This window comes from Vibrio sp. Vb1166 (genome assembly GCF_033338695.1).
Taxonomy (GTDB): Bacteria; Pseudomonadota; Gammaproteobacteria; order Enterobacterales; family Vibrionaceae; genus Vibrio; species Vibrio alginolyticus.
Genome location: NZ_JAWOTE010000001.1, coordinates 149,902 through 166,675, shown reverse-complemented (window position 1 = coordinate 166,675; position 16,774 = coordinate 149,902). Strand labels below are relative to the sequence as shown.

At 43.0% G+C, this 16,774-nt stretch carries 13 protein-coding genes; 8 read left to right on the top strand and 5 right to left on the bottom strand.

The features are described 5' to 3' along the window. Positions 1 to 236 precede the first annotated feature (236 nt). The 4 genes from R7E51_RS00605 (at position 237) to R7E51_RS00590 (ending at position 4,786) form a co-directional block, all read left to right on the top strand. On the top strand, positions 237 to 1,241 hold the full coding sequence (locus R7E51_RS00605; protein WP_005373466.1) for a response regulator: 1,005 nt from the start codon (positions 237 to 239) through the stop codon (positions 1,239 to 1,241). Next, the gene (locus R7E51_RS00600) at positions 1,241 to 1,678 is read left to right on the top strand and encodes a PAS domain-containing protein (protein WP_005373463.1); all 438 of its coding nucleotides are present in this window, start codon (positions 1,241 to 1,243) and stop codon (positions 1,676 to 1,678) included. Before R7E51_RS00605 ends, R7E51_RS00600 begins: the two co-directional genes overlap by 1 nt. Positions 1,679 to 1,764: 86 nt before the next feature. Continuing rightward, entirely contained in the window at positions 1,765 to 3,306 is a 1,542-nt protein-coding gene (locus R7E51_RS00595; RefSeq protein ID WP_171342602.1) for an NAD(P)H-hydrate dehydratase, read from the top strand. 436 nt (positions 3,307 to 3,742) lie between these two features. After that, complete coding sequence (locus R7E51_RS00590; RefSeq protein WP_005373458.1) at positions 3,743 to 4,786, top strand: GMP reductase; 1,044 nt, start codon at positions 3,743 to 3,745, stop codon at positions 4,784 to 4,786. Positions 4,787 to 4,932: 146 nt separating this feature from the next. Here R7E51_RS00590 and R7E51_RS00585 read toward each other — a convergent pair whose 3' ends face one another. From R7E51_RS00585 to R7E51_RS00570, 4 genes are all read right to left on the bottom strand, one after another. Next, entirely contained in the window at positions 4,933 to 6,222 is a 1,290-nt protein-coding gene (locus R7E51_RS00585; RefSeq protein WP_017635214.1) for a linear amide C-N hydrolase, read from the bottom strand. A 471-nt stretch (positions 6,223 to 6,693) separates the two neighbouring features. Next, positions 6,694 to 7,020 (bottom strand): hypothetical protein, encoded by a 327-nt coding sequence (locus R7E51_RS00580; RefSeq protein ID WP_005373454.1) that lies wholly within the window; start codon positions 7,018 to 7,020, stop codon positions 6,694 to 6,696. 87 nt (positions 7,021 to 7,107) lie between these two features. Further along, positions 7,108 to 7,815 (bottom strand): hypothetical protein, encoded by a 708-nt coding sequence (locus tag R7E51_RS00575; protein ID WP_242531373.1) that lies wholly within the window; start codon positions 7,813 to 7,815, stop codon positions 7,108 to 7,110. Further along, positions 7,739 to 8,806, bottom strand: a complete 1,068-nt coding sequence (locus R7E51_RS00570) for an FAD-binding oxidoreductase (RefSeq protein ID WP_242531374.1) — start codon at positions 8,804 to 8,806, stop codon at positions 7,739 to 7,741. Before R7E51_RS00570 ends, R7E51_RS00575 begins: the two co-directional genes overlap by 77 nt. 283 nt (positions 8,807 to 9,089) lie before the next feature. Here R7E51_RS00570 and R7E51_RS00565 point away from each other — a divergent pair, with 283 nt between their 5' ends. Next, entirely contained in the window at positions 9,090 to 9,563 is a 474-nt protein-coding gene (locus tag R7E51_RS00565) for a DUF1842 domain-containing protein (RefSeq protein ID WP_005373450.1), read from the top strand. Positions 9,564 to 9,697: 134 nt separating this feature from the next. Here the strand turns inward: R7E51_RS00565 and R7E51_RS00560 are convergent, their stop codons facing one another. Beyond that, the gene (locus R7E51_RS00560; RefSeq protein ID WP_025767914.1) at positions 9,698 to 12,871 is read right to left on the bottom strand and encodes an AAA family ATPase; all 3,174 of its coding nucleotides are present in this window, start codon (positions 12,869 to 12,871) and stop codon (positions 9,698 to 9,700) included. An 869-nt stretch (positions 12,872 to 13,740) separates the two neighbouring features. Between R7E51_RS00560 and R7E51_RS00555 the strand changes: the two genes are divergently transcribed. The 3 genes from R7E51_RS00555 to R7E51_RS00545 all read left to right on the top strand — a co-directional run bounded on the left by R7E51_RS00555 (position 13,741) and on the right by R7E51_RS00545 (position 16,755). Then, positions 13,741 to 15,039 carry a hypothetical protein gene (locus tag R7E51_RS00555; RefSeq protein WP_085569137.1) on the top strand — a complete coding sequence of 433 codons (1,299 nt, stop codon included), beginning with the start codon at positions 13,741 to 13,743 and terminating at the stop codon, positions 15,037 to 15,039. A gap of 7 nt (positions 15,040 to 15,046) precedes the next feature. After that, positions 15,047 to 15,994, top strand: coding sequence for a formyltransferase family protein (locus tag R7E51_RS00550; RefSeq protein WP_224721233.1), 948 nt, complete (start codon positions 15,047 to 15,049; stop codon positions 15,992 to 15,994). Positions 15,995 to 16,140: 146 nt separating this feature from the next. After that, positions 16,141 to 16,755 carry a phage tail protein gene (locus R7E51_RS00545; protein WP_005373442.1) on the top strand — a complete coding sequence of 205 codons (615 nt, stop codon included), beginning with the start codon at positions 16,141 to 16,143 and terminating at the stop codon, positions 16,753 to 16,755. Positions 16,756 to 16,774: the final 19 nt, after the last annotated feature.

The following is a 16,774-nucleotide window of genomic DNA, read 5'->3' as shown; positions in this document are numbered from 1 at the left end:
TGTTAGCTGCAACTTTTTGCTTACTTTTGGTGGAGGAGTTTTACCCATGTTTGTTTTATGTCACTAAACAGCGAATGTGATGCTTGCTTTTTAGTCATTTTGTTCACTCATTCATTCATATTGCGTATGCTTATTGAATAATAAAGAAATAAAAAACTCGTCAGTTTTCTCGTATTACATGCTGTAACAATCTGTTAGACTCCGGCGCAGATTGTGGAATATAAAAAGGTGATTGAATGTCTTTTCCCGTACTCATCTGTGATGATTCAGCGTTAGCACGCAAACAGATGGCGAGATCACTACCAGCCACATTGAATGCCGATATTACGTTTGCTATCCACGGAAAAAACGCGCTAGAAGAACTCGAAAAAAACGAGTTTAAATTGATGTTTCTTGATTTGACCATGCCAGAAATGGATGGCTTTGAAACACTAGAGCACATGCAACGGTTGGGGGATAAAACTCCGGTGGTTGTTGTGTCGGGGGATATCCAACCTAAAGCGAAAGAGCGCGTGTTCGCACTGGGTGCAAAAGCGTTTATTCAAAAACCGATCGCCAAAGATGAACTCAAGAAGGCGCTTAAAGAGTTGGTCGAGCCAGAACCTCGTCCTCAAATTATCACGCCTGTCTCTATTGAGTTACCGATTTTACGTCGTCGCGATATTTACATGGAAGTGGCTAACGTTTCAATTGGTCGAGCAGCCGATGCGTTGGCGCGTCACTTTGACGTGTTTGTGCAACTACCTCTGCCGAACGTCAATATCTTTGAAGTGAGCGAACTTCACATGGCGCTACGCGACTTGGCGTCGCATGACAACGTATCGGGCGTTTGTCAGGGATTTTGTGGCGAAGGTATTGCTGGCGAAGCGCTAGTGATTTTGAGTGATTCAAGCGTATCTGATCTCAAAAAGTTGATGAAAGTACCAGCAGACAGCGAAGAGCTAGAAGAGCTTGAGCTGCTAATGGATATTTCTAATATTTTGGTGGGGTCGTTCTTAAATGGTTTAGGCGAGCAGTCTGAAGTCCGATTCTTCCAAAGTCCACCGGTACTCCTTGGTCAGCACATCTCAATTGACTCGATCATTGAATCTACAACTGGAGCATTCAGCCGCACGATGACATTCGAAGTGAGCTACAACATTGAAGGAACGTCGATTCGTTGTGACTTGTTGTTTATGTTTGTGGACGAATCCTTGCCGCTGCTTGATAACAAACTGTCTTATCTAATGGAGGAGTTCTAATGTTGAATATGCCAGCAGAGTTTGAACAATTCCATTGGATGGTGGATATGGTACAAAACGTTGACATGGGCTTAGTGGTCATTGATCGAGATTACAATGTACAGGTCTGGAATGGGTTTATGACTCATCACAGTGGTTTGCAGTCTCATGATGCGATAGGTCGTTCTATATTTGATATCTTCCCTGAAATCCCACAGGAGTGGTTTAAATTAAAAACAAAACCAGTGTATGACCTAGGCTGTCGCAGCTTCATCACATGGCGACAACGACCTTACTTATTCTGCTGTCGCAATGTTCGACCAGTTACGCAGCAAGCGGAGTTTATGTACCAGAATGTTACGTTGAACCCAATGCGCACACCGACTGGAAAAATCAACTCGTTGTTTTTGTCTATACAAGACGCGACGGCTGAAGCTCTGATGTCTCAGAATCAATAGCGATAAAAAACTTTCTCAAAAGCCAAGGTCCGCCTTGGCTTTTTTGTATACTTATAATTGTGTTTCCCAATGCGTAGAACGTGAATATGGACTTTAATCTCGCCCTAAAACTCTACACCGCAGAGCAAGTAAAAAACGGTGAAACGCTGGCTGCGCAAATGACTGGTGTTTCTATGTATAGCTTAATGCAACGCGCTGGTATGGCCGTGTATGAGCGCTTTTTACATCTGTATCCTAAATCAAAAAATATCTTAGTGATTTGCGGTAAAGGGAATAACGGTGGCGATGGTTACGTATTTGCATCTCTTGCGAAACAAGCTCAACTCAATGTACATGTTTTCCAAATTGGTGATGTATCTGTGCTAAAAGGTGATGCTTTGCGCGCATACCAAGACTGGCAGTCAATCGACGGTGTTAACAATGATTGGGATGAATGGAATACCGCATTGCTAGAAGCAGATGTGATCATCGATGCCATGTTAGGCACTGGTTTAAGCGGTGAGGTTCGTTCGGAGTATCGTCGCTATATTGACCAAATTAATCAAATTCATACCCCTGTGATTGCAGTCGACGTTCCTTCTGGTCTGTGTGCTAATACAGGTGCAGTTTTAGGTGATGCTATTCGTGCCGAGCATACTGTAACCTTTATTGGGGTTAAACAAGGCTTATGCACTGGACAAGCGAGAGATCGAGTTGGCGAGCTCTACTTTTGTGGTTTAGGCGTCAATACTAAGTTTGATACTATCGAAGTAGAAAGTGCATTAGGTATTGATCATCAGGTTGTTTCAAGATTAATGCCCAAGCCAAATCCAACGGTCCATAAAGGTGACAACGGGAAGTTGCTTTGTGTTGGTGGCAATCAAGGGATGTCTGGAGCGATTCGTTTATGTTCCTCCGCTGCGATTAGAGCCGGAGCGGGTTTAACTGCCGCAATTACTCACACGAGTAGCCTTATTCCACTGCAGGTTGGTTGCCCAGAAGTAATGAGCCAGAGCATCACCGCTGACTTACTCAGGGATACTGAGAACGACTTAACTAAACGCATTCGCTGGGCTGACGTATTCGTGTTTGGTCCTGGCTTTGGAGATGATGAGTGGGCTTATCAAGCCTATCAATATCTGGCTCAAGAGCAGAAACCTAAAGTTGTTGATGCTGATGGCCTCAATATTCTAGCGATGCTGAGCCAGCGGTGCGATGGCACTCTGGTGTGCGACAACCATCGAGTGATCACGCCGCATCCTGGAGAGGCAGCTCGACTACTAAATGTAACCATTCAACAAATAGAAAGTGACCGATACTCTGCGGCAAGACAACTGCAAGAGCGTTATGGCGGTGTAGTGGTTTTAAAAGGCGCGGGGACGCTTATTTACGATGGAACGAGAATGTACGTCTGTCTAGCGGGTAACGCCGGAATGGCGACGGGGGGAATGGGAGATGTGTTATCTGGAGTCATTAGTGCATTACTAGCCAAAGGTTTACCAATTTCTGTTGCCGCACGTTTAGGTGTGGTACTTCACAGTCATGCTGCTGATATAAACGTGAGTCAGAATGGTCAAATTGGTCTTTTGGCAAGTGATGTCGTTAGCACTCTTCGTACCGCTATCACCCAAGAGCTCTATCGAGTTTAATTAGATTTCATGCATTTTTGAGAAAATTGGTCGATTTTTTTGAGTACTTTTTTACGAATTAGCAGGGCATCTTAGTATTAGGTGATTGAGTTTTAGGCAGATTTGAGAGGTGATGCGTTTTAATTTTTAAGATATGACGCAAAGGTTTGCGCAATGGGTTAACTTAAGTGCTTTCTCAAGTTGTTGATAGTTATAAATAATAAGAGGTTTTGGTGACTTGGGGAGCGTTTTTGATATGCGATTTTCAAGATGGTATCACAAAAAAAATTCAAATATCAGACTTGTAGGAAATAAATCACAGCCTATAATGCTGAAAACCGGAGCGTCTGCCAACGCTCCGGTTTTTTTGTGTCCGAAGAACAGTGAACTCGTCTGCCAACGAAATCACTACGCACTCTGAAATGACACATATACATATGAATCAAGGAATTACACAATGCGTATCGAACAAGAACTTAAGTTAGGTTTTAAAGATGTACTGTTTCGCCCGAAACGTTCTACCCTTAAGAGCCGTTCTCAAGTAAATTTAACCCGCGATTTTACATTCAAGCATAGTGGTCGTCAATGGTCTGGTGTGCCAGTAATCGCAGCAAACATGGATTCGGTTGGTAGCTTTGCAATGGCTAAAGCCCTAGCTGAGCATGGTGTAATGACCGCTGTTCACAAGCATTACACGGTAGAAGATTGGGCTGAGTTTGCTAAATCAGCAGATAAAGTAACCATGAATAACGTTATGGTGTCTACTGGGACATCTGACGCAGACTTCCAAAAAACCAAAGACATCATGGCACTTTCAGATGAATTTATTTTCATTTGTATCGACATTGCAAATGGTTACTCAGAGCATTTGGTCGAGTATGTTGAACGCGTGCGAGCAGAGTTCCCAGACAAGGTCATTTCTGCAGGCAACGTGGTTACTGGTGATATGTGTGAAGAGCTAATCCTAGCTGGTGCAGACATCGTTAAAGTGGGTATCGGCCCAGGCTCTGTATGTACAACTCGTGTAAAAACGGGTGTTGGTTACCCGCAGCTTTCTGCAATCATCGAGTGTGGTGATGCAGCGCACGGCCTTGGTGGCATGATCGTCGGTGACGGTGGCTGTTCTTGTGCGGGTGACGTAGCGAAAGCATTCGGTGGTGGCGCGGATTTCGTAATGCTAGGTGGGATGCTAGCGGGTCACGAAGAGTCAGGCGGCGAAGTGATCGAGAAAGACGGCGAGAAGTTCATGAAATTCTATGGCATGTCGTCGAAGAGCGCGATGGACAAGCACTCAGGTGGTGTCGCTGGCTACCGTGCGGCCGAAGGTAAAACCGTATTATTGCCATACCGTGGTAGTGTTCACGGCACTATTCAAGACATCCTTGGCGGCGTTCGCTCAACATGTACATACGTAGGTGCAGCAAAGCTTAAAGAGCTAACCAAGCGTACTACATTCATCCGTGTTCAAGAACAAGAGAACAACGTGTTCGGTAAAGAGTAAATCGACTGAATGTAAAAAGTGTAAAAGCAACCATACGTTATATCTATAGCAGATAAAACTATACTATATGCAGCTATGAGCCAGAGTGAGATTGATTTCTTACTCTGGCTTTTTGCTTCTCATTTGTTTGCGCTTCAAAATTAACTCTAAGCGATTTTAATAGTTGGTCGAGATTCGACTTGTTCAAACGGTAATGATGTTGTAACTGGCATGAGCTGTAAAACGCTTGAAATCTGACAGTCTCTATTTAACCCAATATAGTCTTTGACATTAGCGACTCGCCAAGTCATGTCTCCGTAAGTACGCAGATAGAACGCGGGTGATTGATGACTGTTATGTCTAATAACGCTCCATTGGGTAATATCACTAAAAAAGACTTCAGGGTTATCGGATGTCTCAAACTCATTCGCCATGATGCCCAAAGGTATATCAACGCGATTAAGTAGCTTTTGTCCGAGTGAGAAGGCTTCGTCGAAGTTAGTTGGTTGTTCGCTTAACTGCTTAATTGCATAGGTTTGTACAAATCGAGACGGCGGTGTTGGGTCGGCGGGTAGACCCATCAAGCCAGCGCCATTGATTGATTGAAGTGGGCCAGGCACTTGGACATGACGTTGCATGGTTGCTTCATTGTTCGGTTCTGGGTTGTAGTTGCGCAAATTGGAAAAATAAGAGAGGTGATTGACATGCCAATGGTAATTTGGGCAGTTAGTCATTACTCCAACGTAGGAGTGGTCCACAACCACTTTATAATCATCAAAGTCGTATTCGGTACATTGATAGCGTGCTTGCTGATTTTCCTCTTTGCTGAACATATCGCTTTCTTTGAATGCTCGATAGATATGCATATTACCGTTAAGAAACTCAATGACGGCACTGTCATTATTTGCATCGTGAATCACGAAATGCTGGTCCAAAGCCATGTTGTCACTCTCTGTTTCACCAGTTGAAATAGTCGAGTTAAACACGTAAACGGGGTGGGTGGTGAAGTAGGTCACCATCTCGTCCACAGTATTAAACGTAGACAAGATAAAAGTACCAAACAGGCCGCTGCCTAATGCAAAGGCATCATCAGGGATGTGAGAGGTCGATACATTTTGATTGAGAATGGGCAAGTACAGTGACCCAACAGAAAGGCCAGATTCATTAATGCCATCAGCTGTTAAAAGAGGGTTATTATACCGGGTAATGGCATTGCAGTGTATGAAGCTCAACTCTCCCTGCCAATTTGCTCGAAACTCACATTCTTTACTGTGACGTTTTGGCGGCTGACCATTGAAAACACGGTCGGCTTTTCCGTCGGAAGTAAAGGTCGTAATTTGGTAAGTTTGTTGGGCTCTAAACCAAATCTCGGTCTGAAGGTTAACTGCAAACTCCATGGTTCTAGCGGATAAGGTTTGGTTGTTGCAACCATAATTGATATTAACATCTGTACACATAGCCATGCTTTCCGTTGTTTATCTTGAATGATGAATATCCAAGAAACCCTCTGAATCAAATGCTTAGAGATTACGTGGATATAGATGAATTGCGCTTTAGTAATGGTTTTAGCCATTGAGATAAGCGCATGCTATTAAGTTAAGCATTCAATCAAAAAACGTCAGTAGCAGTTTAGTATCAGTTGATAGAGTTAAAATAAAAAGTGATGTATTAAGTAAAACTCTTTGATCTTAGAAATTAATAATATATTTATTTTTTCAATCTTGGTTACTCTAGATTTAAAGTTTATTTTAAAAGTGATTTGTATTTATTCGATTATCTTGCAGTGGTGATATAAAGTGAGAACATAAAGTTAACAATTTCAGATTGTGATTGAAAATGGGGAGAGTCTTCAATCCAAATACCGAGAAATGAAACTGCCCGAGAAGTTGTGCAACTGTCTCGGGCGAAGTGATGAATCAGGTGAGCAGCTATAAAGTTTTCTCACAAGAACCGCTAAGTGGTGGAGATATTTTTAAATTATCATTAAAGATTTCTACAACGACGGGGCCTTTATTTTCATCTTTTGCATAGTATGCACAGGACTTGTCCCCAGTATAGGTTTTACCTGCCTTTTTGAAACTGTAATACCAGGAGTCATGGGTAGCGGCACCGGATTCAAAACTAGCAGATTCAGATTGTTCGCCAATATTCAAGTCGAAATGAACCTCCATTTCCGGAGAGTCTTTAAATCTCACATATCCGGTGATTTTATCGTTGGAGTTATTTTTAACGTAAAATGAACCCTTAGTTGTCATAATTTTTCCTCTTTTTTAATTTCTATACGTGATAGAACGGCCAAATGACGTTCTGTTAATATATGCTTTTTAAGATGCATATTGATGTTAAATGATGGTCTTATTAGTTCTAAGGTGATTAAACTTATCCTTAGCGTATTTTTCTTTTATACCGATTAAGTCGCGGTAGCTTCGATCAAAATAAACGCTTGTCGGAATTGCCGGATCTTTAAAGCTGATGAAGGCACCATAGGTTCCCGGTATATCAGCTTCTCTGGCTTTATCAATCCAGTCCATGGCTCTGTTTACATCAACAAGTACTGGGTTATTTTGTAGTTCTAGTTTTTGCTTTATCTCTTCATTCCACCAGGTTTGGTATTGGACTGTATATTGACACTGGCGGTAGGGGAAAGATATGTCTTCAAGGTCGTCTGAGTGATGATAAAAACCGCCAGTGATCGCCCCTAAGGTTACGTAACTAAATAGCCCTTGATCGCGGTTTTCTGGCTTTATCAAAGGTGAAGTTAAGCTTTGCAAAAGTGCAGTATAGCCTTCTGGTTTAAGACCTCGCTCTGACACCAATCGCGAAGTGATTTTGTGAGGTGCTGGGGCGTCATAATCGGGAGGGAAAGGAGAACCGTTTTGACACAAAGAATCGCGCCCCCATGTGCTCATCAGGGAGTGATCGTATTTCTTCCCGTCAAAGTCAGTGCCATGTGCTTCATAGACTTGAACTAAATCAGGGAAGCAAGCGCCAAATTGAACGGCTATAAATTGGTGAAGATCTTGTTCTGTTCCTTCCCAGTAGCCATACATGGTGCAGTGATGGCTGATGGCTGATGGTTTCAATATCACAGTGGTTAGATGATTCAGGCAGAGCATCAATTTGCAAGTTGGTGCCAAGAAGTTTAGGCGTATCGAGGCTTTTTATAGCCTGCTCCCAATTTTTTAGCACATCTATGGTAGGGTGCGTTGGTATTGGCTGAAGCATACCGTTGATTTTTGGATAGAGGTTCCACTGAAGCTCGAAGCGGTGGATCTCTTTGGGTAAAGGGAATGTTTTTACGCGTAGCTCGGTAACAATGCCATAGCTCATGCCTCCGCCGCCTCTTAGTGCCCAAAATAGGTGAGGGTTGGACTCTGCTGAGACTTCTGTGATCGTACCATCACCCAATACCACGGTTGCACTCACTAGGTGCTCACAACACATGCCGTATTTTCGCGTCCAAGGGCCCCATCCTCCGCCTTGAATATAGCCAGTCAACCCAACTGTGGCACAGGTTCCATGTGCAATCATTCGATCATGCTCTGCAAGTTTTGGTGTCAGTTGATAGAAGCGATAGCCAGCACCAATGGTGGCAATATTGTCACACAATTGGAAGGTCTTAATTCTGCTCACGTCAATCAAAATGACGTTGTCACCACTGCATTCACCTGCGTGATCATGCCCTCCTGAGCGAACACGAATCGGGAGATTGAATTGAGTTGCTGTTAGATAGGCTTGCTGAACTTCTTGCGTACTTTCGCACATGACAATGACAAAGGGTTGGTGTTGATAGCGAGTATTGAAGATGAGTGACTCGACTTGATATTGGTTCAAACCGGGAACCGGTGAAACCGTGTTTTCAAGAGGTGTCAGTAATCGTTCTTTAGGAAAACCGCACTTATCCATTTTCTGAATAAACAGTTTGGCATTATTGCCTGAGATTGAGTACGCGCTAAGTACAGCGAGGCGTTGTATTTGAGGGTTAGGGTGCTGTTCTACCACTTGGTTTTCTTTAGTTCCCTGCATCCATTCATGTTCCATTATTTTTTCCATTTGGCTTATGTATTGAATAGTTGTTCAAATATTAAACCAAATGCATACATTCACCATATCAGTTTGGTATCAGTTGTTCTGTACAAATCGCCAAAAGCATCAGCGAGAGAGCAACAATATCTGGTTGATGAAAAGAACGATCGGCATCTGCGTGACCGTGGATAATTTATGTAGTCAAGTAGATCTGAGCCTAAATTGATACTGAACCAGAATGACGTGTTATCTACATTGAATGGGTCACTAACGACAATAAATTCAGTTGGAGAACACAATGAAAATGGACTCAAAAGAATCACAAGCAATTTTTACTGCTCATTATCAAATTGGTAACGGCTTACCTGGAGGAGTGAGCTTCGATGTTAATCTACTCGTGGCCAGCGAAGACAAATCAATAGTGGGTAAAGGACATATCTTTCAGGCCGTTAACCCACCGTTAAATGTGGTGTCTGATCTCAATGGTAGTTTCAACTATCAATGCACGATGCGTGATTGTCATATCATGGTGACGTTGCAGGGCTACCAGCCTTATCTAGGCATTGCTCCTTTAGGAGCTGATCTTCATAACGTAACGCTCAACCTCCTACTTAATGATGATTGGAAATCAGGCGTGGCATTCTATCGATATAAAAATAGTTCAGGTAAATGGATTGAAGCAGCAAATCAACGCGTTACTCTACTTTTGCCTGAGCATGTTCCTAGCATCGAGAACTTTAAGGTGGAGCAAAATGATCTTGCGCCAGCATAAATCTCATCAGCGATGACACTGTGCCAAAACACAGATATTCGATGGTTTCGAATATCTGTGTTTGACGAGGTAAATCGAGTAAACACGATGACTTGACGGTGCAATTAATCGACTTTCTTCGTTTATTGAATATTTCATGGTTGAGTAGATGTGGAGAGCCAATGGTCGAGCTCATCAACACTTATTTGAGCCTGATTCAGTTGATGCTTACGCGCGGCCTGATTGAAGTTTAACAACTCAGAGACGGAGCTGGACTGGTCGAGTAAGGCAAGCATCAGATTCGCTTGTTCAATATAAAAATCACCCCATGGATGCGGATCTTCTTGGGTGAAGTTAGACAGCTTATCGCGATATTTTCGAAGTAGCGTAGGCTGCTTATACTGCCACGCTACTTGGATTCCTTGTTGGTAAAAGCGTAAATAGTTATGACCAACACAGGTAGATTCTAGCCAAGCCTCACCAGTGCGCAAAGCGGAGAGGGCCGTTGATTCATCGCCACAAATAAGTGCCTTGGTAGATACGAGCCAAGGACCAATAAAATTGTGTAGCTTATTGATATGAACAAGATCTAGAGCCGTGTCGATGTCCGAAAGGGCTTTCTCCTCTTTTCCCTGATACCAGTGCAATCTTGCACTGGACTCCAAAAGAAAAGCGACAAATCGATGAGCATTAAGCTGTTTTGAAAGTTGTAGAGCGGTCGAGATTTCGTTTTCAGCTTGCACCAAGACATTACGGTCGAGAAAGATCCATGCAGCCGTAAGCCTAGAAACAATTTCTGCTCGGCGGTTTGCCGTGAGATAGGCAAGATTCGAGGCATGCTGAGCCTGTTTTAGTGCTTCGTCAGATTGCAGTTGATAGATCATCACTGTTGCCAGCATGTAGCGATTGGCAGTTTCAATCGAAAGCAACTGATGCTCTTCACACAGTTGCAAACACTCGGTTAAGTGCTCGTATGAGCGAGCCATTTTTCCTTGTGCGTAGGCACAATCACCGAGGCCGCCAAGCGATTTTGCTTTCGCGCGAAAACAGTTTGCTCGTTGACTGTAATCTAATGCAAGTAAATGTTCTTTCTCACATTCGTCTAGCTGCCCAGTGGGGAACAGCATATTACCTCTCATCGAGTGAATTTCACACAAAGATTTATTTAACGTCAGCTTTTCGCACAGGGCTTGGGCTTGGTCTAAAATCGACATCGCTTGTACAAAGTTGTCGGTTAAACGGTAGGGGTTAATGAGGTCTAAATAGTATTGAACACGTTCAGAATCATTTTCTGTGTGATGAATCGCTTGCTCAAGAACCTCAATACTCTCTTTGATGCGTCCCATCGAATACAGGCAGTTTCCTTTCATATTTAGTGCATACGCCATCTGTGCTTTAGGTGACTCTTTAATAGCGTATTCAATAAGAGTCAGTGCTTTTTCAAATTGATAATTGCTCAGGTAATGTTTGGCGGTCTGGTCAAGAACAGTAAATACACCTTCGCCCTTGGCATGATTGATATGGACTGCATATAAGAACCGATCTCGGTTCTCATACCATTTTGCGCAGGCCATGTGTATTTTTGAACACTGTGACTTGTCTATTTGACGGAAAACAGCATTACAAATCAAATCATGATGGAAAAGGTATTGATCGCCATTGAGTTTTACTAAGCCAGCGTCGACTAACTTATCTGGTACGTAGCCGGGAATTCGAGTGATTTCACGCAGTTGCTCCAGTTGAAAGTACTGCCCCAACACAGATGCAGTACAGAGTGCTTGGCGATCTTGGGCTGGAAGTTGAGCTAATTGTATCGAAACTAAATGTTCCAATGACTCCGGAACGTCTTTATCAAACTGAGAACAAAGTAGTGTTTGGCGTAAGTATAGAGGATGGCCTTTCGCAAGCTTTATACAGTCATTGATATGTTTATTCTGTTGGCATGTGATTGAGCAAGCTAACTCGTAAGACTCTTCAGATGATAACTCCCTAAGTTCGATTAGATTCACGTTGGCAAACCAAGATTGTTTGGAACTAAGTCGTTTTTGCTGCCTAAACGTCAGAAAGAGTAAAATATTGGTGTTTGTAATATAAGGTAGCAGTGTCTCAAGAAATGCCAACATTACCTCGTCGGCCCAATGGACATCTTCAACAATAATCAAATGCGGTTTGCTGCTCTGCCGTTGTTGAATTAAGAAAGGGATAGATTGCTCTATCGTTTGTTTCAGCGTTTGGAACTCCATTAAGTTCAGCAGCTGTTTTTCTGATTCGTTGAGTGTTACCCCCATTAACCAATAAAGGCAGAGATGGAAAGAAGAGGGAATTGATGACTCGACAGTCTGCTGACGAATAGAATCATCGGTATCTTCACGAGTAAATGAACAAATTGCCCGAGTGAATATATTTTGAGGGGACAAGAGATCAGCACTGCCATGATTCAGGATTTGAATCTCTGTGGTTAAACACGAAGAACGACTCAAAGACGAAATGACCTGGTTGAGTAGGCTGGTCTTTCCTATCCCTGCGGTACCAGTAATACAATACGTTTGGCCTGCTTCTTGTTTTTGCCATCGCTTGATTCCGCTATTCAATGTTTCTAGTTCAAGTTTACGCCCTACGAAACAGTCAGTATGGTTTTGGTGTAAGGATACAAAATGCCAGTTGTTGAAGTCTGGCTCTCCTGTTAGAAAAGGTTTTATTGGTCTGGCACAATTGGACGAGATAAAGCAAGGACAAGCAGCTATTTCTCCCCAAGGGATTTTAACTAGGATTTCATTGATTGGGGTTATCGCATTCGGATGTTCCGATAGCTCAGTGATTCGATGCATGTATTTCACATTGATAAAAGACCGAATCGAAGCCGAAAGAGCAACCTTTAATTGAAGGGCTAGTTGTCGAATTCGCTCAAAAATATATTCGTCCGATTCCTGTAAAGACCAAGTAAGAACAAACGTTCGGTTTTGTATTATGGGTGTAGTGTTTTGGCTGAGAAGTAAGGTTTGCAGAGCCTTTGCGGTCAAATCACACTTTGCTTCGATTGCAAAAATAAAAAAATATGGTGGTGATGAAGATACATTTGTAAATAATGGTTCTGAGGCCCGATCTATTAAAAGGTCCTCTACGGGGACAGAAAAGTATTCCGCGAGATTGGATGCGGTACGATACAGCACATTCGCCCCAGACTCTGCTCGCTTTATAGAAGCAATAGATACGACAAAACCCTGTTGAAAGCATTCTTCCGCCAGTTTTTCTTGGCTCAGTCCTAATTTCTTTCTCAGTTCTTTGAGTCGTAATACGTTGAGTGGAATTCTTCCATCCCTATTTGCCATATTTCACTCCGTTGTAACGTATAGCTTTTCCCAGTAAACCTGAATCGATTGGATATGTTGAGTGAATAAATTTATCTTATTTCACCACATATATAATACTAGTAGTTAAAATGTTATATACGAAAATGAAATGGGTATTTTAATCTTCAAACCACCTTAATTCATTGTTATATTAGTGGTGTTTTTTTTATTAATAATTTTGATATTTATTTTTGTGAGTTCATGTTTTTCTTAATAAGTTTTTTGAAATATCTTTAAACTTATATCTTTTAAAAGATTGCACACCTTAAACTTATATTGGGCTTCATTAAACTTTAAAAATTAAATTCTTTAATTTTAGAGATATAAATTGACAATCTTATTTTTAGTGTTTTTTTTGCTCTCTATTCTGGCTAACTGATTTTTTCTAGTCTATAAATCAAATATCGGCAATTTCAAAATAACTGCCGAAAAAATTATTTTAATTTCAATATTATAAATAGTTGGCTTTATACTATGGATATTGGCTTTTTCTGCCTGTTAAAAGGCTTTCATATTACACCACACTTGAGTGCCGCGCTTACCTCTATTAAGGAGACTGCGTGGCTGCCATATGTCAAACGATCTTGCCATCGAGGGGATTGGCAAGCGCTTGCTTTAGAAGAATCACATCGAAAGGCCTATTACCCTAACTATTTACTACTCTCTGAATTTACAGGATTAGAACTGTTTTTATCTCAATTTTTCTGCCCAATTTTGTCAGTACGGTTTATGAAGTTAGAGCCGGGAGCTGAGATATTGTAACGCGGACCTCTGGCATATGTTTTTCTCAAGTACAGGTGTGTTACATCATTAACTACTGCTACAGCGGCAAGTGAGGTTCATGAATTATGCAAAAAGGCTCATCTATAGAATTCTACCAGCAACGTCCTCAATCTCGTGAGACGGTCGGTGTTGAAGAAGTGCAGCAACAAACTCAACAGTTTGGTTTTGCTGAACCCGAAATGGATGAGCTGCTTAAGTACTCATTACGGACTCAACTTGAGGCTATGCTCCCAAACCAACTCAGCACGGCTGAACGCCAACGGCAACTGAAAGAGAGTTTCGCTGCGGCAGTTGAGCTCGTATTGAAGGAGACGAAAGTTGAGCACCGAACACTGGTGCAAGCCTTTCAGAGCATGTATGGCAACGCTTGCCAATCTCTTTCTCTGGCTAAACTCACTCAAGAGGAACTGACCCGACAGTACATTTCCACGTCTGGGCTGGTGATGTCCCCACTTAACTGTAAACACACCATCAAAGATGTGTACCGAATTAAAGGCTTTGCGTGTGGTATAAACAAAGCTATCCAACATATGCTTGCCAACAAGTCACAGGTTAAAGTGCTTTATCCAGCTTGCGGCCCCTTTGCACCATTGCTGCTGCCTTTACTTGCTCACTACAAACAAAGTGATCGAATTAGCGCAGAGCAGCTTCAGGTGACACTAGTAGATATTCACCCCGGAGCCATTAAAGCACTCAATCAATTGATCGCGGATCTCGATATCGCAGACTACATTGAAGCCTTAGTGGAAGAAGATGCTACCCAATTTTCGCCAACTCAAACGTTTGATCTCCTGATACTTGAAGCGATGCAGCATGGCTTTAGTCGGGAAGGGTTCCTCAGCATCGCGAAACATTTGGTTCAATATTTACATATTCAAGGCGAAATGATCCCCAATCAGGTATCTGTGCGCGCCATGATGGTCATCGGGGAGACGGAATTTAATCAACAATGGGAAAAAGCAGAGTATGCACATTCCAACCATTGCCAGCCGGAAGCGATCGATGATCGAATTGATCTGGGAGAAATTCTTAACGTCAATAAAGCCATGTTGCTCAGAAGCGAGATTTTTGAGCTAGATGGTGGAATAAAAATGCTGCAAGGCAACACCATTGAGCTGCCGAAAGATGTGCCAGATATGGCAAAACGTATCCTCGCCATTTACAGCCATATCGATACTTACGGAGATGCGATGGTCGGACAATACGACTCTGGTATTACCCATCCTAAACCCGACATGACTTTTTATGTGGATGCCAAGCCCAAAGCTGTTGAACACCATTACTTTGAAGCGAAGGGAGGGGATAAGGTCAGTTTCTATTATCAGTTAACCGGATTGCCAGGTTTTGTCGCCACCCATGGATGATTTCGATATGCAGCAAAAATACGTCGTTTTTACAGGAAGTTGTTACGCCTTGCCCATCATTCAGTTGTTGGCACAACAGCATAAATTGGCGGGCGTGGTAGTACCGGAAGGAGAACTAAATCCTGACTTACAGCAGCTACAGAGCTATCTGAGCGCTCAATCGATTCATATTGCTCAGTATACCGCCAATGACAGCAGTGCTTTGATAGCGCAACTCGATGTTTGGCGAGTCACGGATGGCGTTATCTATTTGTTCAGGCACATAGTTCATTCCTCGCTGTGTCAGTTTTTCAACGGAAACTTGTACAACATTCATCCGGGAAAGCTGCCCGAGTATCGAGGCCCGATGCCTCTCTATTGGCAATTAAGAGAGGGTTTAGACACCTTTAGCCTCACCCTGCATCGTCTTGAGGCATCGGCTGATTCCGGCGCTATAGGAATGGAGTTAGAGGTACCATTTCACCCGTTTGAGACCTTAACCAGTGCTCAGCAAAAAGCGTCACAAATGACGGCTAAGCTGATGTATGACTTCCTCATCGCGCAACAAAAGCAAGGGCTGGTTTGGCGTGAACAAGTATCAAACCCCAACGAAGTGGCACGAGCAGTAAACCAACATGATCTGCACCTTCGTTGGAACGTGCAAACGAGTCGCGAAATCGTCAACTTAGTGCGAGCAGGCAATCATGACTTCGGTGGTGCGATGTTGAGCTTGCCAAGTGGTGTCGCCAATGTTTTGCAAGCAAGCGCAATGGAGACTTCTTTAGTCGGTGTAGAGGCGGGGAGAATTCTCGAGATCAGCCCACAACATGGGTTACAAGTGAAAACGTTAGATAGCGCCATATCAATAGATGTTATTGCTACACCGCAAGGCGTGTTTTCGGGTTATCGCTATGCGCAAATGGCTGGGCTAGATGCTGGGATGTCATTGCTCCAGCACGCTTCTGCTTGTGAGTAAATAAATATCTCAATACGGCTCTTTGCGGCAGTGATGAAGCCCGTAACGGTATTTAGTAATGCGAGATTGGAAAGTTTTAACCAACCACACCAATTTCGTTATGGGCTGGTTTTAACTTAAGTGTATACGTTGAAAGGAAGAACAGTATGGCTACAGAACCGTATCTTGGGACACTAACCGCATTTGGTGGCAATTTTGCAATTAGAAATTGGGCAATGTGCTCGGGGCAAATGCAGGCAATTGAAGATAATCCAGCGCTCTTCTCTCTAGTTAGCACTCTATACGGAGGTGACGCCCGAACTACCTTTGGTTTACCTGATTTGCGTGGCCGCAGTCCAGTTGGTGTAGGCACACGACCTGGGGGGATGGATTATCATCAGGGAGAAAGATTGGGTACTGAACTGGTAACTATTGATATAACTCAAATGCCAGCACACTTACATACGGCAATTTTTACCCCTCTTGGCACTTCTGCACCTGTAACAGGCAGGATGCAGGTTGCTACCAATGCTGCAAATACACAGGTACCCGATAGTAATTCGTATATAGCGCAAAACTCTACCCCCGGGTTCTATAAACCGACGTTTCAGCAACCAGATTTGACCGAGATCGAAGGCTTAAGTGTGTCTGGTAGTGGCTCGGGCGGAGGTACTGTAACTGTGACTGAAACAGGCGGTTCAATGCCACTTAATATTCTGAGCCCGGTATTGCCGATTAATTGGTTAATTGCCACTGCGGGAGTATACCCACCGCACAGCTAATCAACCAAGAAAGAATTGG